We start from the raw sequence: 20,241 nt of genomic DNA, 5'->3' as shown, positions 1-20,241 counted from the left end.
CATGAGATTCGAAGACACGTACATTTCTCGCGAGCACCGGTACTGGCTTGGAATCGAGCAAGATTCCGGACGCCATTACGCATCTATCCCCGTCGCTAACCAAATGATCGATTACGTCGAATATTATTGGATAACGCCTGACGAATACCAACGCTTTCTCAAAGATCAACGACTTGCACTCTCGTTCATAGAGGCTTGCCGTAGGCATGAACACGATGATCTTCTTGTTCACAAACCGGGAACGGATCGTGGAGTACCCGTATAGGGAGATCCTCAACTTGCAAAGCGCTAATTGCGCCTTGACGTCACCAAAGTCAGCATCGATCCACCGTCGAATGACGTAGCAGGACCTTACACAAGGGGACTGATAATTGAGATGCCGGTGAGTGGCGCGGTCGCGGAGTACCACGGTCGGCGACTTCCGATTCTCTTCAGTGGCGACGGCTGGGTTGGTTTACGCGCCGATCCCGATGACGAGGTGCCAGATGCGACTGAACGTGGATCATCCCGGGTTGGCCCAGGCCACTACGCGCATTGGGCGAAGGTTCCGGACTCCGCAATCGATGGTGTCATCGATGTCGATGTAACCGGCAAACTTGCTGGGCACACTGTTTCTCTGCGAGGTCAATTGCCAGATGGCCGAATCAGAGTGTGGTTCATTGGTTCTCCTGACGTAGCCCAGGAAATCGGATTGGACGGCGACCAGTACATGGGGTGGACCGGCCTTGTCGCACCCGAGGAGTTGAATGACATCCATGTCGAGGAAACTCGCCGTGTCTGACCGACTCGTTTTGCAGAAGCTGCTCACCGCTCCCATCGCCGCAGCCATCGTGGAGACCGGCTCTGAGGAAGTCGGTGGTTACGTCGCAGAAGCCTCGGCAGCAGCTAGCCTAAGGACTCCAGCAGACCTGTTGGCCGCGCATGGCGTTGATGGCGCTCCCCAATTCGTAGACGTGGTGCGGTTCGAACAACCCCGATTGGCAACGCTCGAGGTGCCTGTTGTCGCAGAGCGTCCGTGGCCTACCTTCCCCAACGGATTCTTGCTCGGCGCCTCACTGGCACAGGTGTGGACCTTGCGACGTACTCGATACTCGTACGGCGCTGAGTACTGGCGAATCCGTGCCGACGGTGAGCAGAAGTGCCTCTCGCGCTATGAAGGAGCCGCCCGCGGGTGGATTGGCGCGCAACGGTGGCGTCCGCCCAGTCCGATGGTCGGCACACTGGCACGCTGGCGGGGTCGCGAGTTCTTCGCCGACGTTTTGCCCGAAAGCGTTCTGCTGACCGCGATCACCGAAGACGGCCCAGCAGGATTTGAGCAGATCCACCCGCGCGTTTGGTCGGCGCCGGCACCGATGTCTGAGTGTGAGATTTTCGAGAAAGTTTTCACCGCCGACTTGGAAGGCGTGCCCGTCCGACTGTTGCGCAGTGTGGGACGAACCGCCGAAGTGCTCTTGCTCTCCGACGAGCCCGAGGACGGCGAACGGGTGGGCGCAGGGCTCGTCGAGCCTGGAGTCTACGAAGTGATAGTCGATGCGGGACGCCTGACGAACGTACAGGGTGTGGAGAATCAGCTGGCATCGACGAACGGATGACGTCGGTGGCTGTCGCCGTCGACCGTCGCGCAACCCATGGCACCGATGATGACTCTCGCTGTTCCGAGGATCGCTCACGCGCCTCCGCTGATTCCGAACAGGGGGCCAACAATCAGGTAGCTCAGTTGACGGCCCGTTTCAGTTTGATGCCGCATTGCTCGCAGTGGAATGTGGTTGCTTCTATTGACACCTGCTGCCTATGCCCGCATTTGAAGCACCGCACCATCGAGGCCTTGGCCGGCTCGGAGGCGCTCGAGGTTGAATCCGATGACACGGCGTCCGCTGCAAGTGCCGACATCTTTGGTACTGCTGAGATGACCTGGGCGACCCCTGCGGCTGCATCGGAGCGCGAAATCTGAACGATCCAGTACAGGCCGCTGGCGGAGGCGAGAATCAGCCGACCGTAGAGCATCACCGGCCGTATCGGATTGACCTTGAACCGGCGATCTGGACCGCCTTTGACGTTCACGTACTGCCAGGTTTCATCCACTTGAACGGCGTCCCGTGGCGGTGCGGACGTTTCGATGAAGCGCTTCTCCTCGTGGAACACACGCAGCGCCTCGTAGTCAAGATCGCTGTAATGCTTGCCATCTCGGATGAGAAGCCGGTCGGGCAAGAAATACAACGCCGACGTTCCGGCGGTGATGGAAGGAACGGCAATGTTCGTCGATAACTGTCTGAGCTTGCCCGAAGTGTCTGCAACAGCGCGGACGGTGTTAACGAGTGTGCTCGCACCGGAATTGACCTTGAAGTTATAAGTGCCCAGCACGTCGCCAGATTGGACGATGCGCCAGAGTCCCTGGGACTCGGTTAACCACCGCCAACAGGTGACAAGTGATTCGAACCAGAAGTTTGCGCCGTCGCGGACGTCGTAGAACAGAACGACGGTGTGCCTAGCCTGATCATTGAGGTACAGCCAAACGCACCCTGCACCACCGAGAGCCCAGATGGCCAATCCCCAGGGCATGGCCACGAGACCGAGCAGGAAGACAACGATGGCGACCGGCCACCACCATGTGAATCGGGTTGCCGCGGTGTTCAATTGATCAACGATGTCGCCGCGGCCGGTCGGTTCGAGCGACATGGCCGTGGCGCCGGTCACGTCTTGCATAACGACGTCGCTGGGGCGGTAATCGAACTCTTGGTGCTGAACTGCTCTGCCCAGGTGTGGCGACGTCGTCCGTCGACGGTGCGGACCAAGCGAAGCGCGATAGTAGATTCCGTTGCGACCCATGTGCACGTAGTTGCCCCGCGGGCCGGTACCGACGCGAAAACCCGGCACACCCGCGCTGACGCCGATGCCCGACTTACTAAGATTGAACCTGAACGGACCAGCCTTGACGCTTTTGCGGATGTAGAAGCCCAAAACGCGATCCTCCAGTCAACGTACGCTGTCTGTCGTCCTTCACAGCTCCCGCTCGGTAGCTAGCTGAAATGTGCTCGCCGAAGAGCACGGTGACGCCAACCATGCAGTCCAGCAATGATCTTGATCGATCACAGCTATCCGACCTGCGGTAGAAGAGGTTAGCTGAAGCCGTGCGGGAAAAGACCGGATTGCTCTATAGCCCGCCGGTCAATGGCTACGTCCAATCGTTCAAGAACCCGTCTGCGCAGGCAGTGCATAACCCGAACACTGGAACTCGCCGTTCGACCGAGGCGAGGAATATCCCGATATGCGCTGGGGCCAGTCCTGATCGAGTCCAGTCTCCGGGACGGGCAAGCTCCATCCGCGTCTTGGCTTCGCCGCGCAGGTGCCGCACTTTGTGGATCTTGATGGTGCCCAACCGTTACCAAGAACATGGTTTTTCGTTACGGGGAAACGCCGTTCGACGTCTTGGACGTGTCGGCGGACTTACCGCACCATTTCAGGACGTGCCGCGGTATGGGGAGTATCGCGCCACGCTGATCAGTAGGCCAGGCTGGAATGGGGAGGAAACATGCGCCAGCCCATGGCCGTGCTTGCGGCTGCAGTCATTTGCGTTCTGATCGCCGGTTGCGGCAGCACGATAGGCAATGCCGAGTCGACCACGCCCACACGGTCGTTGATTCCGCGGCCGCTTGTCGACCGCGAACTGCCCGAGCTGATGCTCAGCGCGGAGCAGGTGAACGTCGCTGTGGGGGCGACCGGAATGTCGGTGACGAATGATCAGGCCTCGATGTCTGACAACAGCGCCACCATGGCACCTCAGGAATGCCTCGCCATCGATGGCGCTGCGGAGGCGCCGGTTTATGCCGACAGCGGTTACTGGTCCGAGCACGATCAGAGCCTCAACGACGGCGACAAGTTCACGCACTATCTGAAGCAGGCAGTGGTGTTGTTCCCTACCGTGGACAAGGCCGGAGCCTTCTTCGACGCCTCCGCCCAGCAGTGGCCCGCGTGCCGTCAGTACACCCACACACAGAGCGGGTCGCAGTGGTCCGTCGAGCAGATCTCGAACACCAACAACACGCTGAGTACCGTTGCGACACAACAGAATGCCGCCGCTCCCGGCTGGGGTTGCGGTCGCGCTCTGGCGCACAGAAACAACATCATCATCGACATCAATACGTGCAGCGCTAACCCTGCAGACTCGGCGGTGAAGATCGCCGATCAGATCGCTGCCAATGTAACTGCGCGGTGGTAAGGCCGCGTGCGGCCGGACGCTGGGCCGGATCTGGCAGGCTGCACCTCATGAAGAAGCGAACGTTGGTAGCGCTGGCGCCCGCGGCCGCCCTGGCCGGAATCGCCTTGCAGGACCTCGTCCAGAAAGAACACGCGCTTCGCCGCAATTTTCCGATCATCGCGCGGTTCCGGTATCTGCTGGAGTCGGTCGGTCCGGAGTTGCGCCAGTACATCATCACCAGTAACGACGACGAGCGACCGTTCAGCCGCGATCAGCGGCGCTGGGTGTACACCTCAGCCAAGAAAGAGAACAACTACTTTTCGTTCGGTACGGACAACGACACCGAGAACGCCGCGTATCCAATCATCAAGCAGGCCACGTTCTCCGACGTCGTGCCCGCCTCCCCCATCCACGGACGCGACGTTGAGGTTCCAGGCGCGAAGGTGCTCGGCGGTCCGCGTGGGCGCAGAGAGGCGTTCCGGCCGGCGTCGATAGTCAACGTGTCCGCGATGTCGTTCGGATCCCTTAGCCCACAAGCGATTCAGGCGATCAACAAGGGCGCCAAGCTGGCCAACTTCTGGCACAACACCGGCGAGGGCGGCCTGTCGGATCACCACCGCCAAGGTGGCGACCTGGTGTTCCAGATCGGCACCGGTTACTTCGGCTGCCGCGACGAGCACGGAAACTTCGATCTCGACCGACTGGTCGATGTCGTCGCCTCCGGGCCGGTGCGTGCGATCGAGATCAAGCTGAGCCAAGGCGCCAAGCCCGGTCTGGGCGGACATCTGCCCGGCGCGAAGGTGAACGCGGAGATCGCCCGCATCCGAGGCGTCGAGCAGGGCAAAGATGTCGCCAGCCCCTCCCGGCACACCGCGTTCCGCAACGTCGACGAGATGCTCGATGTCGTCGAGCGGATCGCTGACGCGACCGGCCTTCCGGTCGGCATCAAGTCCGCGGTGGGAGAGCTGGGGTTTTGGCACGAGCTAGCCCAGCAGATGGCCGATCAGCGGGGCGTGGACTTCATCACGGTCGACGGCGGCGAGGGCGGCACCGGCGCAGCGCCGCTCGTGTTCTCGGATCACGTGTCCTTTCCGTTCCGTGTCGGCTTCGCTCAGGTCTACGGGCTGTTCGCACAAGCGGGTCTGAGTGACCGCGTTACGTGGATCGGGTCGGCCAAGCTGGGGCTGCCCGCCAACGCGATCGTGGCGTTGGCGTTGGGCGTGGATCTCCTCAACGTCGCACGCGAGGCCATGCTGGCGATCGGGTGTATCCAGGCGCAGAAGTGCCACACCGACCGCTGCCCGACCGGCGTCACGACACAAAACGCGTGGCTGACCCGCGGCCTGGATCCGGAGCAGAAGTCGCACCGGCTGGCCAACTATGTTCTGACGCTGCGACGCGACCTGCTGAAGGTTTCGGAGGCGGCGGGCGTCCGGCACCCCGCCATGCTCGGACCGAACGATGTCGAGATCCTCGACGGTGATCGCGGCCATCGACCGCTAGCGGAGGTGTACGGCTACGAAAGCGGCTGGGGCATACCGGGACCGGAGGTCGTCCGAGACATCGACGCACTCATGTCGCGCTATGCCGACGCGCCCGGCGTCGACGCGGTCGTCCAGCACGAGCCGCTGAAAGTGGACCCTGAGCCGAACCAAGCGACGGAATAAACGGTCCGGCCACCGTGCCGGCGGGCTGCTATGCGACGCCGAGATCGTCGAAGAATTCCGCGACGCTCTGCGCGATGCGGTGCGGCAGAGACTGGTCGCCGACGTCGAGGTCGCTTCGTATCTGAGTGTGAGACTGGCGCTTCCCCGGCGGACGACAGTGGACTGCGTTGCTGATGAAGACGTCGTTCTTCTTGTGCCCCGCAAGTTTGATGCGTCTGTCGATCAACTCGCCGCTGCCTCCGATGAACGGGATCTTGGTATCCATGCAGTTCTCGCAGAGGCTCTGACCGATCAACGCCACCGGTAAGCTTAAGACGTTGCACGGATAACGTCCCACCAAGTCACGACAACCGGCGCCCCGTAACGGACGTTCGCCAGAAGCTGCACGTCTATCGAGTCGGCCCACGGGGGCAGATGTTCGACGAAATCGACGTCGGCCACGAAGTAGATATGACCGCCGGGGTTGGGGTACCCAGTCGCCAACAAGTCGGCTGCCGTTGCTGGCCGCCAGCGCACTAGCTTTGCAGCATTGACCACGTGCAGGGCGCCGTTCCGATTCTCGTACAAGAGAAGTAGCTTGGCGCCGAGCTCTCGCCCGCCGATCTCGACGGCGCCCTCTCGATCTCCAGCACGAATGTTGTACTGCCTCACCCGTTCTATCCATCGGCGGTGCTCAACACTGCGCACGAAACCGAGAAGCACATCCGTGTCAGCGGGAGGTTCTTCCAGGAAGTCCGTTGTCAGCGACGACTCCAGGATGGGCTCACCAGGTCGATGGACGGTCGCGGTCCAGAAGCGGTGCCGCTCGTCGCGCGTGACCTGACTAGCGACATGTTTGAGCACATCGTTCAAGAATTGGTCGAGGGCTTGCGATGACGAAGGCAGGCCATCGCTGCTCGGCCGGAGCGGGAAGGCGCCGAGGCCGGGTAACACTTCTTTGAAGCCTGGATGTCGTCGAATGTCCTTGATCTCAGAGCCCGGATAAAGCACGTACGCTCCCGCCGTTCGCGCGATCGCGTCTCGGTACGCGTGCATCTTGAGCAGGTCGTCGCGCTTAGCACCGCCCGAAGTCGTTGATTCCCGGGACAACTCATCCGAATCAGGGTCTGATGTCAGCTGTGCAAGGAGATTGTCGACGCGGTACTTCGCATCGAAGTGAAGCCATACCTCGAGCTCTTGCGTGAGGACGCGCGAAGGCGTGCTGGCCTCTGGTCGGATGCGCACCGAGCAGTCGGGTCGCATCGCGCGGCTCCATGAGCCCCGTCGGTCATCTTTTCCAGCGAAAGTTCGATTGAAGAAAACCTCGACACAAAGTGGCCGGCCGCCTCGTCTGACCGACCACGACAATTTCGACGCGTCGCCCGACCGCATGGTAAGAGAGGTGCCATCACCCGCGACGGTGAAGGCACGCGCCGTCCGGTCTTCCCCGCACACACGCCCGAGTGAATCCACGACCGCAAGGAAGCACCAGAATTCATAGAGGGTTGCGATGTTGCGTTGCGAAGCTGCAAAGACGTCGCTCATTTCCTCGCGATCAATGCGCAAGGTAGGGCCCGACTCAGTCATCGCGAACGTCCGGAGGATTTCCCGGTAGCCCTCGCGCTTGAGTAGTACCTGGTCCGACGTTGGCATCGTCCGTAGGGAGGTAATCTCTCGGAAGAGCGGGTGCGCCAAGTATTCGTCGAGTTGGGCACCAACGTCAGCAACGATCTGCTGACCACGACGCAGCGGTCCTGCCTCGACCTTCTGCGAGGCGCGAGATAGCACATCGGACAACTCCACCGCGACGGCTCGCCAACGCTCCAGTGCAAACTTAACGAGCTGGTTAGCCGAGTTGTCGACGCTCGCTTCTGTGCGGTCACGGGTTAGAGCAGCAGGCAACGATGCGAGTGTGGCCGGCCCACCCGCCCACGGCACCCGCCGACCGGGCGCGCAAACTGCGCGACGAAAAGCGGCCCCCGCAGGAAACGGCGATCCAATCGGACGGATCTGTTGCTCAGACACCCATGTGCGGTGTGGCTGCGAGGTGACACGCGCAATCGCGGCCTCGAACGCCGGATCCTGCAGGTACGCCGCGATCATCGCGAAGCGGAGGTACAGCAGTTCGGCAGGCAGCTCGCTTGGCGCAAGATCCAACATGCTTGGTGCGAATCCCTGCAACACTGCCTCAGCCGCGAACGAGGAAATGTCCGTGAGCATTTGGCGATACTCATTCTCGTGATCCAGCTTGACGGCCAGAACGTCGACATCGGTCGACCCTTTTAGTCGCGTTGTGCGATCAATGACTTGGATCCGGAGACGCCCGACGGCTTGACCGGGACGTAGCCGACCTCGCTTGCAACTCGCATCGTCGGGATCGAACAACTCGCGCGGCTCAACGTCTACATCCGTTGCGTCAGCCGATATTTCGTAGCGGTACACCCCAGCTTCACGCAGCGCCGCATCGCCACTCGCCGAGAACGTCGTGTCCTGCCGACCCGGAAGATTGGCGATCAGCAGGTCACCAACCACGTGGCCTTCGTCATTTCGAAGCGCCAACTGAATCGGTTCTTGGGGCATGGCTACTCAGCGAAGCTGACGAACTGATTCGCGCGAACGGACTCGATCATGCGGATGATCTTTTGGTACGTGACAGGAAACCGCGGATCCGGACCAGCCCCCTGGGCCAGCGATTCCAGCTCCTTGAGAACCGGCTCGACTCGCCGTCGCGACCCGTGCACCTTCGGCAAAACCTTCTGCATCATCGCGAGGTCGAGCGCGGTATCGACGTCGGTGTCTCCCGTCGCTGCGAAGAAGGCGCAGAACCGCAGAATCTCGTAAAGCGTTCGGTGCCCAAACTCTTGGTTGGCGCCAGCCAGAATCGCGTGCGCCCCACGAAGTGCCGACACAATCTCATCGCGAGCCGGATGAGGATGCTCTCGCTGCCAATCGTCGCTCTCCGCCAGCGATGCGAAGGCGCGTACTCGCTGATCCTCGCCCGCCGGCGCGGCAATGGGCCGTCGAAGCTCAGCGTCGAGCTCATCAGAGGTCACTCGAAACTCAAAGGTGAAGGCCCTGTCGAGAACTTTTGGCGAGAACATGTAGGTCGTCTCGTCCACGTTGACTGTGCCCACAACGAAAAGGTTCCGTGGCAACGGCAGCCTTTGCGCTTCTACGTCACGTAGGACCCACTGGCGGGATGGTTGATCGAAGACCAGATCCGGTAAGACCGGACGTCGTGATTCGACCCCGGAGAGGAAGTCCGAGAAATACCTCTCGACGTGGGCCAAGTTCATCTCGTCCAGGATCAGCAAGTACGGGTGTTCGGGGTCGTTCGCCGCGCGAAGCACAAACTCGAATGCTTCCGGAACAAACCACACCGGCGCCCCAGACGCGGACGTACGTAACGCATCCTCGTAACCAAAGATGGACTCCGGGCCCGTCCAGTCAGGCCGCACGGGTACGACGACGTGACGATGACGTCCGTGTTCATCTGTGCCGAACCATTCACCGAGCCTCATCGCGAGCTGAGTCTTACCCGAACCGGCGAGTCCCGTCAGGATCGCGAAGGGTTTGGCAAGCAGACTGCTCAAGAACGATCGAACGAGGTTCGAACCTGCTGGGAAGCGGAGTCCAGAGGCTTCCACCGCATCGGCGAAGTCACGAAACAGTTCGGGCGGCATCGGCGCCTCCGGCGATTTCGAGGTTGAACGCGCAGCGGCCGGGACGGAAGGTAGGTGCGCAGCGAGCTCAGGGAAGCGCTGGGCGAGTTCGTTCACGAAGTCTCCGTGAAGGCGAACGAGATAGACCTGCTGGACGGATCCGGTGACTGTGAACGGCGCTCCCTGCCTGATTCGGGCACCCTCGTCGATAGCGCCAAGCGCGACCGGCTCATTCAGTTCCTGGTAGTGCGTCTCGACCAACCGACCAGCCTCATCCCACGCCCGGTCGTCGAGCGGATTCGGCGCCGGTCTCGCAGCTGCGGTTACACGGCTCGCGGCGCGCAACGAGCCATTGCTGTAATGCAGAACAACGTCACCTTCGCGAACTGCATCCATGGTGTCCCAGTGATGTTGCGGGCGGCCCGCCTTATTCAGCATCGGCGCCCAAAGGAACCCGCCGTCGCGCTCCTTCGTGTAAGTGGCGCCTTGATTCACCCACCAGACAGACGGCTGCCCTCCAAGGAAGGTGACGCCTTGCTCGGTCAGTTCACCTGTTCTATCGATAAGCCCACTCTCTGTAAGGAGTTCTCGGTAGCGAGCACCCTGCGATTCGAATGTCCGGTCCGCTTGCCACTGGTCGGTTTTCGCATGCTTCGCTAGGGCGCGCCCTAGATCGTCATTGGACCAGCCCGCGGTCAGATCACGAACAACCTGAAGAGCAATACGGACGTCCTCAGCCAGCGGAGCGCTACCAGATAGCCGGTCACGAAGGACTCCAGCCTGTACCTCATCGACGATCCAAGGATTGCTGGGATCAACTTGCTCGGCGTAGGTGATACCCGATTCAGTGAGTTTCCAGCTGCTCTCGGCGGCCTCCACCACCAGATCGAGCATCCGGGCGAACCGAAGACAATCGCGAGCCCGCCTCTCCGGGTTCTCGAACGGACCTTCGGACTTGAAAAGTTGCGCTGGATCGTCACCAAGGAGTTCCTCGATGTTGGCCGACCCAAGCTCGCGAAGGCGGGCGAGCAGCAAATTGCCGTAGCTGAACTTAAGGGTCGGAATGGCCAGCACGGTTTCAGGCTAGTTGGGCCCGACCAATGCAGTGGTGAAACTAGATCGCGGAGATCCCGCGACTGAACCTCGGTCGGCCTGTCGAGAAAAAGCCCGCGCAATCGCGGCGGGCCGCGCAGCCCTCGCATTCTTCCACGTAGGCGTTCTTCCAATCCGAGATCGACTGCACCGCGAACGGCCGGATGCTGGGGTCAAGCACACAGAGTGGCAGGTTGTAGATCGACACGTTGACCCCAGCCGCCGAGAGTACGTCGACGCCCGCTTTCAATTCCTCTTGATAATCAAGCGGATCAATCCAAAGCAGCTCATTGTTGGCGATCGCGAAGCCGGTGTTTTCCATACCCATCAGAGCCACATGATCGACGAACGGAAGATTCCGAGCGATCCATGAGCAGGTCTCACGTAGGCGCGGTGCGGTGACGGCGTGGAGCACGACACGAATCTCAACTCGCTGACCTCGATCCTTGAGACGGAGCACACCGAGCACCGTCTGGTCGAACGCGCCCTTCGCCTGGACCACGTAATCGTGGATGTGATCAACGGCCGCATAGATCGGTATGCCTGCCGAGAGCTTCGGATGGCGAACCGACGCCCACGCGTCCGCGACGTCGGGAGAGGAAAAAGCGCGCCCATTAGTTAACACGTGTATCGCGGTGTCCGGCAGCAGATCACGTGCCAGCTCGAGCAATCCGATAAACCGACGCCATTCCGTGAGCGGCTCGCCGCCGGTGAATGTCAGCGCGGGTGTCGCCGGATCGACCAGCGGAAGAGCCTCCGCGATCTCGTCGATCAGCCAACCGTCATCGACTTTCCTCGGCGGTTGCGAGCACATCAAGCAGTAGTTGTTGCAGCGCTCCGTTACGAGGAAGAAGTTGTGTCTCGATGATCGACGGTAGAGCACCCGCACTCGACCAGACTGAGGGTAGACGCCCACCACATCGCCTTCGCCAAGCTCGGCGAAAGCTTCCGGCAATCGTAGGTAGCTCAACGACATTCCGTCAGGTCGCCCGTCGCGGCCGATACCGAACTTGTAGCCGTGCGCGTGCGCCAGCTCCCAATCGTTGTGGTCGGCAATCAACACCGCGTCGCGATCGCCCGCTGGGTAGCCAGTTGGAGCCCGAAGCCGCCAGCACCGCCGCGCTGTACCCAGTTCGGCGAGATCGGCCGCTGGCGAACGCCCTAACAGTACTAACGGTTTCACGACGCCCATCTCCGAAGGATGGCTGCGTCCTCGGGGGAATGTTCCAACAGCTCGAATAGATGTGTGATCACACCCTTTTGGCGCGCGCAGAACTCCGAAAGTGGCTTGATCCCTAACAAGTCTTTTTGGGTCGCATGGTGATAGACAGGATCGGCGCCGCAGTGCGGCTCAAAGGCGCAACTTGAGCACTGCGGTGCGGTTTGCGTCAGCGAATCCGCGACCGCCGATACCAGGGTGTCAGACAACACCAGGTCCCGATAGCTGTGCTCGTCTACGTTGCCAAGTTCGAAGCTACGGTCCCCCATCTCCGCGAGCATCCGGGCCTCGTCGGAGGCAAACACACTTCCGTCGTAGTTATAGACAAGAGCTCCCAGCCCAATCCCCGCCGGGCTTCTCAGATCGACATAACCGATGGGCTCATCGCTCAGCATCCGCCGCAGCATCAGAGCCGAATAGAACTCAGGAAAGCGCCGACCGGACTTGTTCACATTGAGGATGTAGCGAAGCCCTCGCTTCCAGAATCGGAGCCACTCCTGGGCGTCATACTTGTGAAACTGCTTCGTCTTGATCGCAAAACCGTACGGAGACAACGGCCTTAAGAAGATCCCGTCGAGGCCCTGCCGGAGGTATTCGTCGACGATCTCCTCGACGCGATCCAAACTTGCCTCGGTGGTGGTCATCAATGCACCGACTCGGTCTGGCCCGAGACGCTCTTTGATGCGCGCGATACCCGCCACCGCGAGTTCATAGCTGTTCTGGCCTCGGCGCGGTCGGTTCTTGTTGTGAAGGTCGCGAGGCCCGTCCAACGATGTGCTGAGAAGCACATCATGCTCAGCGCAGAAGTCGAGCACTTCGTCATCGAGTAGGGCCAAGTTCGTCGCGATCACGAACTGGAGTTGCTTCCCGAGAGGAATCGCGCGCTGCTCTGCCGTCACGACAATCCACCGGATGAGTTCGAAGTTCAGGAGCGGCTCGCCGCCTTGAAACTCAATCTTGATCAGCGGAGCCGGGGCAGAGAGCGCAATGTCCAGTGCCTTGGAGGCGGTCGCATTGTCCATGTCGTAGCGGACTCGGTCCTTGCTTTGGCGCGAGACTTGGCAATACGGACACGAGTGCTCGCATCGCAGCGTGACGACGAACAGGTGCAGCGGCGTGGCCGCTCGTAGGAAACTCAGGCGGCTACGCAAACGAAGCGCGAGGAGCTGCTGCTGTGCGCGCTGCTCAACCGACCCGACGAAAAGCTTCTCGAAGGCACGCTCATACAGGCCATCACCAGGCGCGAGATCGAGCGCGCAAAGCCGGTCGAGTTCAGTTGCCGTCATCTCCGCCATGTCGCCGACTATGTTTCCGACGAGAAAGCGGTCCGCACCAAGCCGTTCAAAGCGGATGGGAAGGAGTTGAAGCGTAGACGTGTCGGGACAGAAGGCGTCCTGTGACGCGAAGCCGGCCAAAGACTCACTCCCCTTGGGCCAGAGACCCGAACGCCAAAGCGACAATGACGTCGCGGAGACGGTCAGTCTCTCGGCTGACCGTCTCGCGGAGGTTCTCGTCTGTAACCAGATTCAGGAAATGGGTGCGCAACTCGTCGCCTTGAAGCTGCGGCTGCGATGGTGAAAGCCGGCAAACGTAACGCCCATTCGCTTCGTCAATCTGGCATGCGGCTTGCCCGATCAAGCGATACGCGGCCTCCTGCAACGCTCGGAGCGACTGTACGGAAGCACCGAAGTCAACGACGATGTCAGACATTGAGACGCCTCACGAAAGCAACTTCATCGGTCAGCCACCACCGAGGTAGGCGTCGCAGAAGTGCCCGCCGGCAAGCACAGCGGCCAACGCTTGCTGGGCAATGCTGACGGCACCGTTAGTATCTAATCCATAGACCTGCTGTAACTCACCAGCGATTTGATTCACGCCAAGGCCATTCGCTGCCCGAGCGCAGGCAAGAGCGGCGGGATCGGAGCCAGACGCAGGCGGCCCCGTCAGCGCGGGTACAGGCGCCGGCGCGGGTACAGGTACGGGAGCGGGCGCCGGGTAAACCGGATTCGGCAAGTTGGGCAGGTTCGGCGCATCCGGCACGCCCCAAGTTCCGGGGATGGAAGAAGACGCATGCGATACATGAGAGGCGTGCGACGAATGCGATTGATGCTGCGGGAACAACATGCCGTCGCTGGACTGGTGCACGGTGAAGCTCATGAGCTCCGCGTCGTGCGACACGTCAGTCTCGGCCTTCGCCTCAATTTCTTCGTTCGTCGCGGCGGCGAGTTGGGCCCCATCTGGATCAGCCGCGTTCGCGATCGGAGGGGCGGCCGGCGTCGGCGCCACGAGCGCAGCGAGCGCCGAGGCAAGGTTCAGGATCTTTGCAGGTTCACCCATCGACGGAGATGCTAGCAAATCGTGATGATTCAGCGGTGCGTTTTGGTTCAGAAGATTTCATCGAAAAGATAAGCGCAGCTGGAGGGCCGCAAACGGCACCAAACTAAGCGGCCACGAAAGCGGACTAGTCGCCGCATCGGCAAACGACGCGGCCAACTCAGCTCTAGTGAGCTGTCGTCGTAGTGGTTGCTGCGCCGCACCAGTCGTTGCCGTCGTACAGTTGTGCTCTTGCTCGGATGAGAGTCGGTCCCGTATAGCCATTGAGCGGGTCGATATCCATCGCGGCTCACACACCCCACATACCTCCTGTTTCACATCGGCACCAGCTCCCTTCCCGGCCCATGCGATGCGTTGGGGGTCCGGACATTCCGCTGACGTCGGCAAACGCGCACACGACAGAATCGCCGCCGACACGACTCCGTCCGCCGTCGGAGATGTCGCCTCAGTCGCCTAGATTGGGGCGTCCGACCAACTACAGATCGAGGAACGCAGGTGCACGACGACAACCCCGGAATGTCGGCCTCCGACCTGCTCGAACTCAACCGCGACCTGCAAGGCTCCCGCGCGATCCGACTCCTCGCCACGACCAACCTCAGCCTCTACGCGACCCTCATGGAACGCCACCTCAACGACGGCGCCCTCCCCGAGACCGAGCTCGTCGTCCGCATCGAACGCGACCTCGAGGATCTCGACGACCCTCAGTCCGGCCTCGCGCTCATCAAGTCCTGGGCCGCGCAGGGCTGGCTGCACCGCATCGTCGACGAACGCCACGACCAGAACGTCTGCTACCTCACCCAGGACGCCCGCCGCGCCCTCGATTTCCTCCGCAGCATGCGCCGCCAAGACACCATCGCCACCGGCGGCTCCATCACCGGCATCGCCTCGCGCCTGAAGCAAGTCGCCGTCAAAGTCGACAACGACCCCGCCCGCATCCGCAAGCACATCGAGGCCGAAATCGCCTCCCTCCACGAAGAACTCGACCAACTCGACGCCGGCCAGCGCCCTCAACCCGACGTCACCGACTGCTACGACGAAGCCCGCGCCATCGCCCTGCAGATGGAACGCCTCATCACCGACATCGGCCAATACGGCACCATGATCGAGCAGGCCACCGCCGCCCTCGACGAGCCCATCGACTCCAACACCGAGTACCGCGACCGCCAGCGCCAGATGTACACCGACTACCAGGCCGCCTGGGACTCCCAGGGACGCGATTCGCACCGCGCCTTCCTGCGCATGATCAACGACCCTGACCAGCGCGCCGAGTTCGAAGCAGACGTCGCCGCAGTCGCCGAAGCCCTGCCCGCCCTCGACCCCGCCCTGCGCAAGGTCATGGCCGGCTTCTTCGAACTCGTCGGCCATCAGATCGACGAAGTCGAACGCATCCAGCAGCGCTGCGCCCAACGCGTCAAACGCTTCACCGCCTTCGGCACCATGGAGCAGAGCCGCGGCGTCGCCCGCCAACTCAACGAAGCCATCGGCGCCGCCCGCGCTCTGCTCAAGTCCTCCTTCACCGATTCCCGCCTCGACATCGATGTCCCGCTGGCCCGCCACGCCATCAGTTCTGTTGGCGCCCTTGGCTTCCGCATCGGCGACCTGTCCAACCCCAAACCCGCCAAACCTGGCGACACCGAGGTCGACCTCACCAGCTTCGCCGCCCTCACCACCCAGGTCGACGCGCCCGCCATGTCCGACATGCTCAACCACGCCATCACCACCGGCCCCGTCTCACTACCCGACGCCGTCGCCATGCTCGACACCGCCTACCTCGGCCACGTCATCGTGCTCTGGTCCTGGGCCCTCAAACAGCCCAACCCCGACACCATCGACTCGACCACCGTCCGCTTCCGCTCACTCGACGGCCGTGACCGTGAAATTGCCGTCCCCCGTTTGACATTCACCGAACCGATTACCACCCTCGCCGGAGCCGCTACGTGACCACTGAAGCCGACATCGACTTCTCCTCACTGCCCCAGGTCGACCAGACCGCCCGCCCACCCGTTCAGCGCAGGCCGCGCTTCGACGGTGACGTCTCCGAACTCCCCGACCGCGCCTGCTGGGCCCTACAGCACCTGCTCACCCGCCGCTACATCAGCGCCGAAGCCGACGCCGACGTCTACAGCTGGGTGCTCGAATACCGCAAGGAACTGTCCGTCCGGCTCTCCGAACTCGACCTACTGCTGCGCATCGTCGACACCACCGACGTCGCATTCGTCGAACAGGCTCGGTACGAATCCGCAAGGGGCATCAAGCTTCTGCGCCGCGAGCCGCTCGGCACCTACGACTCCATCCTCGCTCTGCACCTCGCCCAGATGATGCGCGCCTCCGGCGGGCAGACCGTGCTCATCAGCCGCGAAGAGATGCACGGCCTGTTCTCCGGCGTGCTCAACGACACCGACCGCGACGCCGTCACCTTCGCCGCCCGCGTCGACGGCGCCATCGCCCGCCTCACCGGCCTGGAGATCCTCCGCAAGACCCGCGACGACGAAGACAGCTACACCATCAGCCCCGTGATCACCGCCATCATGACCGCCTCGGTCATCACCGAACTCCAGCAGCAGTTCGAACAGCTGCTCAACGGCGACACACCCCAGCACGACAATGACTGAGCAGTTCCACCTGTCCCGGCTGCAGGTCATCAACTGGGGCGTCTTCGACGGCTACCACTCCATCCCGTTCAGTAGCGGCGGCGCACTCATCGCCGGCGCTTCCGGTAGCGGGAAATCCTCACTGCTGGACGCCATTTCGCTTGGCTTTCTACCGTTCAACCGCCGTAACTTCAACGCCTCCGGCGACAACACAGCCGCCGGGTCCAGCGCCGGCCGGCGCACCGTCGACAAGTACGTCCGCGGCGCCTGGGGCCAGCGCAGCGATGGCGGCACCAGCCGCGTCATGTACCTGCGCGGCGACGGCACCGCCTGGTCGGCCGTCGCGGTCACCTACGCCAGCGACTCCGGCCGCACCGTCACCGGCCTCGTGCTCAAGTGGCTGACCGGCGAATCCCGCAACGACTCGTCCAGCCGCTTCGTCCTCGGCGACGGCGACCTCGACATCGAGGACGTCTGCAACCGCTGGGCCGCCGGGCGCTTCGACGCCGGTGTCTTCAAAGAAGACTGGCGTTTCTCCACCAAGGTCGAGTCGCAGTACCTCGCGCAGTTGTACGCGACCATCGGCATCCGTGCCTCCGACGCCGCGCAGCAGCTCCTCGGCAAGGCTAAGTCACTGAAAAGCGTTGGCGGGCTTGAACAGTTCGTCCGTGAATTCATGCTCGACGAGCCCGACAGCCTGGCCCGCCTGCCCGAAGCCCTGAAGCAGATTGACCCACTCGTCGAGGCTCGCGAACTCCTCGCGGTCGCGCAGAAGAAACGCAAGATCCTCGGCGACATCGAGCAGATCCAACACCGCTACGCGTCCGAATCCTCCGATCTCGGCATCATCGACCTGGTCGACGCCCCGATGGTGCGGGCCTACACCGACCACGTCCGGCTGGCCCAGTGCCCGGAGCAGATCGCGACGCTCGACGGCACCATCGACCAGCTCGAGAACGAGTACGAGGACGTCACCCGCTCGCTGAATCTCGCCAAGGCCGAGGCGGATTCGCTCAACGCGCAGATCAGCGGCTCCAGCGCGAACATCGCCCCGCTGCAGTCGCAGGTGAACGCCGCCGAGGCCGAGGCCGAGCAGGTCGAGCGCCGTCGCGCCGCCTACGAAGACCTACTCACCGCCCAAGACGTCGAGATCCCCGAGACTGCCGACGAGTTCTGGAATCTGCGTGAGGAACTGCTCACGCAGGCAACAGATTTGCTCGCCAAGGTCGAACGCAACCGGGAGGCGTCCACCGACGCCGAGTACGCGCAGAAGTCCGCCCGCATCGCCCGCGACGCCGCCGCCAAGGAACTCAAGCGCGTCGAGCACGTTGGCTCGGCGCTGCCGGAGTTAGCACTCGCGATGCGCGACCACATCTGCACCGAAGTCGGTGCCGACGCCACAGAGCTGCCCTATATCGCCGAACTGCTGGACCTCAAGCCCGACCAGACCCGCTGGCGGCTCGCGGTCGAGAAGGTGCTGCGCGGCGCGGGGCTGCGGCTGCTGGTGCCCGACCAGCACTGGGAGAAGGTGCTGCGGTTCGTCAACGACACCGACATGCGCGGCCGCTTGCAGCTGCATCACGTCCGCGCGAAGCTCCTCGGCGCCGAGCCCGTCGATCCCGAGCCGAACACGTTAGCGGGCAAGCTCTTTGCCGTCGATCCGAAGCATCCGTGTGCCGCCGAGGCCGTCGACGTCATCACCGCCGCTGGCGATCACGTGTGCGTCGATTCCCCCGACGTGTTCGCCCGGTTCCGTCGCGCCGTTACCGACGCCGGGCTGTACAAGGACTCCGACCGGCTGGCCGTCAAGGACGACCGGCGCCCGGTCAAGCAGTCCGAATACCTCTACCAGGGCGACGTGTCGGCCAAAATCAACGCGCTGACCCTCGAACTGGCGTCGGCCGAGGAGGCCTACCAGAAGGCCCGACACTCCGCCGACGACATCGCCGCGCAGCGTCAGCAGTGGCGCGACCGAGCCGCCACCTGCAAGGCGATCTGTGAGCAGTACCCACAATGGAGCCAGATCGACACCGAGACCGCCGACGGGCACGCCGACCGGCTGCGCGAACAGTACGAGCTGCTGATGGCCGACCACCCCGACCTCGAGGCGCTCAACGCGCGCGCCGACGAATGCTGGTCGCAGATCCAGAAATTCATGACGCGACGCGGCGCCATCCAAACCCGTCGCGACAACCTCGACGAGCGCCGCACCCGGCTGATGGAACTGTCCGAGCGCCTGTCCCCTGCGTTCGTGTCCGAGCCGCTGACCGAGCTGCTGCACCGGTATGCGGCGGCACTACCGGTCTCGCTGGAGTTGCTCGACCCCGAACCGCACCGCGACGCGCTGTTCACCGCGATCAAGAAGGAACGCGAACAGCTGCGCGAGAGCCGACGCCGCTCATACGACGAACTGGCGCGCATCCTCAACACATTCGACACGTCGTTCCCCGACGCGATCCCCAATGACAGCGACGATTTTGACGAACGCGTCCACGACTACGTCGCGCTGTGCAAGCACATCGACGAACGCGAACTGCCCGAGGCGTACGAGCGGATGATGCGGCTGGTCACCGAGCAGGCACCCGACGCGATCCTCACTCTGCACCGAGTCGCCGAACAAGAAGCGCGGCGGATCAGCGATCAGATCGACCGCGTCAATACGGGTTTGGGTGCGGTGGAGTTCAACCGTGGCACCCGGCTGACGCTGCGGGCCACGCCGCGCGCGTTGACGGCGGTGGCCGAGCTCACCGAGATCGTGCGGTCCATCTCGCGTCGCATCGCCGAGGTCGGGCTGGGCGACAAGCAGGCGATCCTCGACCAGTACGCCGACATTCTGCGGCTGCGTAACCGGCTTGCGTCGACGGCACCGGAGGACAAGGCGTGGACGCGCGACGCGCTGGACGTGCGCAACCGGTTCACGTTCGACTGTGCGGAGTGGGACATCAGCAGCGAGGAGCTCATCCGCACGCACAGCAACGCCGGCGACAACTCGGGCGGCGAGCAGGAGAAGCTGATGGCGTTCTGTCTAGCGGGTGCGCTGAGCTTCAACCTGGCCAGCCCCGAAAGTGCCGACAACAGGCCGGTTTTCGCGCAGCTGATGCTCGACGAGGCGTTCTCCAAGTCCGACCCGCAGTTCGCGCAGCAGGCGCTGCAGGCGTTCCGCAAGTTCGGCTTCCAGCTGGTGATCGTCGCGACGGTGCAGAACGCCACCACCATTCAGCCGTATATCGACAGCGTGGTGATGGTGTCCAAGACCGAGGCCACGGGCCGCAACGCCCGCCCGGTCGCCTCTGTAGCGACCAGGACGATCTCGGAGTTCACATCGCTACGTCAAGAGATGCGCAAGACGGCTGCAAAGGTGCCGGCCGGAGTTTGATGTCCTTGCACCGGTCCTGGTCTGCGCTGGCCGCTACTCGATCAGTCGAGCAGAAGCGCTTATCGCAGAGCGGCTTCCAGTGAAATTGCTCATCGCGACGCGCTGATCGAACGAAAACCTTCCGTC

Annotated in this window: 16 protein-coding genes; 8 read left to right on the top strand and 8 right to left on the bottom strand. The window is 62.6% G+C overall.

The features are described from left to right. Window position 1: 1 nt before the first annotated feature. From ACWW36_RS13610 to ACWW36_RS13600, 3 genes are all read left to right on the top strand, one after another. Complete coding sequence (locus ACWW36_RS13610) at window positions 2-265, top strand: hypothetical protein (protein WP_456142037.1); 264 nt, start codon at window positions 2-4, stop codon at window positions 263-265. Window positions 266-376: 111 nt separating this feature from the next. Beyond that, entirely contained in the window at window positions 377-781 is a 405-nt protein-coding gene (locus ACWW36_RS13605) for a hypothetical protein (RefSeq protein ID WP_456142480.1), read from the top strand. Further along, window positions 774-1,592 carry a hypothetical protein gene (locus ACWW36_RS13600; RefSeq protein WP_456142036.1) on the top strand — a complete coding sequence of 273 codons (819 nt, stop codon included), beginning with the start codon at window positions 774-776 and terminating at the stop codon, window positions 1,590-1,592. Before ACWW36_RS13605 ends, ACWW36_RS13600 begins: the two co-directional genes overlap by 8 nt. A 121-nt stretch (window positions 1,593-1,713) precedes the next feature. Here the strand turns inward: ACWW36_RS13600 and ACWW36_RS13595 are convergent, their stop codons facing one another. Then, window positions 1,714-2,958, bottom strand: a complete 1,245-nt coding sequence (locus ACWW36_RS13595) for a DUF4236 domain-containing protein (RefSeq protein WP_456142035.1) — start codon at window positions 2,956-2,958, stop codon at window positions 1,714-1,716. 571 nt (window positions 2,959-3,529) lie between these two features. Here ACWW36_RS13595 and ACWW36_RS13590 point away from each other — a divergent pair. Continuing rightward, window positions 3,530-4,216: a sensor domain-containing protein gene (locus ACWW36_RS13590; protein ID WP_456142034.1), complete on the top strand. Its 687-nt coding sequence runs from the start codon at window positions 3,530-3,532 to the stop codon at window positions 4,214-4,216. A 47-nt stretch (window positions 4,217-4,263) separates the two neighbouring features. Further along, the gene (locus ACWW36_RS13585) at window positions 4,264-5,862 is read left to right on the top strand and encodes an FMN-binding glutamate synthase family protein (RefSeq protein ID WP_456142033.1); all 1,599 of its coding nucleotides are present in this window, start codon (window positions 4,264-4,266) and stop codon (window positions 5,860-5,862) included. A 28-nt stretch (window positions 5,863-5,890) separates the two neighbouring features. Here ACWW36_RS13585 and ACWW36_RS13580 read toward each other — a convergent pair whose 3' ends face one another. From ACWW36_RS13580 to ACWW36_RS13550, 7 genes are read right to left on the bottom strand one after another with little or no spacing between them, the layout of a single operon-like run. Further along, on the bottom strand, window positions 5,891-6,127 hold the full coding sequence (locus tag ACWW36_RS13580; protein WP_456142032.1) for a uracil-DNA glycosylase family protein: 237 nt from the start codon (window positions 6,125-6,127) through the stop codon (window positions 5,891-5,893). 44 nt (window positions 6,128-6,171) lie between these two features. Then, window positions 6,172-8,373, bottom strand: coding sequence for a DUF2357 domain-containing protein (locus ACWW36_RS13575; RefSeq protein ID WP_456142031.1), 2,202 nt, complete (start codon window positions 8,371-8,373; stop codon window positions 6,172-6,174). A gap of 50 nt (window positions 8,374-8,423) precedes the next feature. Next, the gene (locus ACWW36_RS13570) at window positions 8,424-10,577 is read right to left on the bottom strand and encodes an McrB family protein (RefSeq protein ID WP_456142030.1); all 2,154 of its coding nucleotides are present in this window, start codon (window positions 10,575-10,577) and stop codon (window positions 8,424-8,426) included. A 40-nt stretch (window positions 10,578-10,617) separates the two neighbouring features. Next, the gene (gene hxsC, locus ACWW36_RS13565; protein ID WP_456142029.1) at window positions 10,618-11,787 is read right to left on the bottom strand and encodes a His-Xaa-Ser system radical SAM maturase HxsC; all 1,170 of its coding nucleotides are present in this window, start codon (window positions 11,785-11,787) and stop codon (window positions 10,618-10,620) included. Next, entirely contained in the window at window positions 11,775-13,229 is a 1,455-nt protein-coding gene (gene hxsB / locus ACWW36_RS13560; protein ID WP_456142028.1) for a His-Xaa-Ser system radical SAM maturase HxsB, read from the bottom strand. Before hxsB ends, hxsC begins: the two co-directional genes overlap by 13 nt. Window positions 13,230-13,233: 4 nt before the next feature. Then, complete coding sequence (locus ACWW36_RS13555) at window positions 13,234-13,524, bottom strand: hypothetical protein (protein WP_456142027.1); 291 nt, start codon at window positions 13,522-13,524, stop codon at window positions 13,234-13,236. Between the two features lie 30 nt (window positions 13,525-13,554). After that, window positions 13,555-14,151, bottom strand: coding sequence for a hypothetical protein (locus ACWW36_RS13550; protein WP_456142026.1), 597 nt, complete (start codon window positions 14,149-14,151; stop codon window positions 13,555-13,557). Between the two features lie 492 nt (window positions 14,152-14,643). Here ACWW36_RS13550 and ACWW36_RS13545 point away from each other — a divergent pair, with 492 nt between their 5' ends. The 3 genes from ACWW36_RS13545 to ACWW36_RS13535 are packed head-to-tail and all read left to right on the top strand — an operon-like array spanning window position 14,644 to window position 20,115. Continuing rightward, window positions 14,644-16,089: a DUF3375 domain-containing protein gene (locus ACWW36_RS13545; RefSeq protein ID WP_456142025.1), complete on the top strand. Its 1,446-nt coding sequence runs from the start codon at window positions 14,644-14,646 to the stop codon at window positions 16,087-16,089. Next, the gene (locus ACWW36_RS13540) at window positions 16,086-16,760 is read left to right on the top strand and encodes a DUF4194 domain-containing protein (RefSeq protein WP_456142024.1); all 675 of its coding nucleotides are present in this window, start codon (window positions 16,086-16,088) and stop codon (window positions 16,758-16,760) included. The genes ACWW36_RS13545 and ACWW36_RS13540 overlap by 4 nt, the downstream gene beginning before the upstream one ends. Further along, window positions 16,753-20,115 (top strand): ATP-binding protein, encoded by a 3,363-nt coding sequence (locus ACWW36_RS13535; protein WP_456142023.1) that lies wholly within the window; start codon window positions 16,753-16,755, stop codon window positions 20,113-20,115. Before ACWW36_RS13540 ends, ACWW36_RS13535 begins: the two co-directional genes overlap by 8 nt. The last annotated feature ends 126 nt before the right edge of the window (window positions 20,116-20,241 follow it).

This window comes from Mycobacterium sp. MMS18-G62, from assembly GCF_053877835.1.
This window is presented reverse-complemented; position numbering and strand designations above follow the sequence as displayed.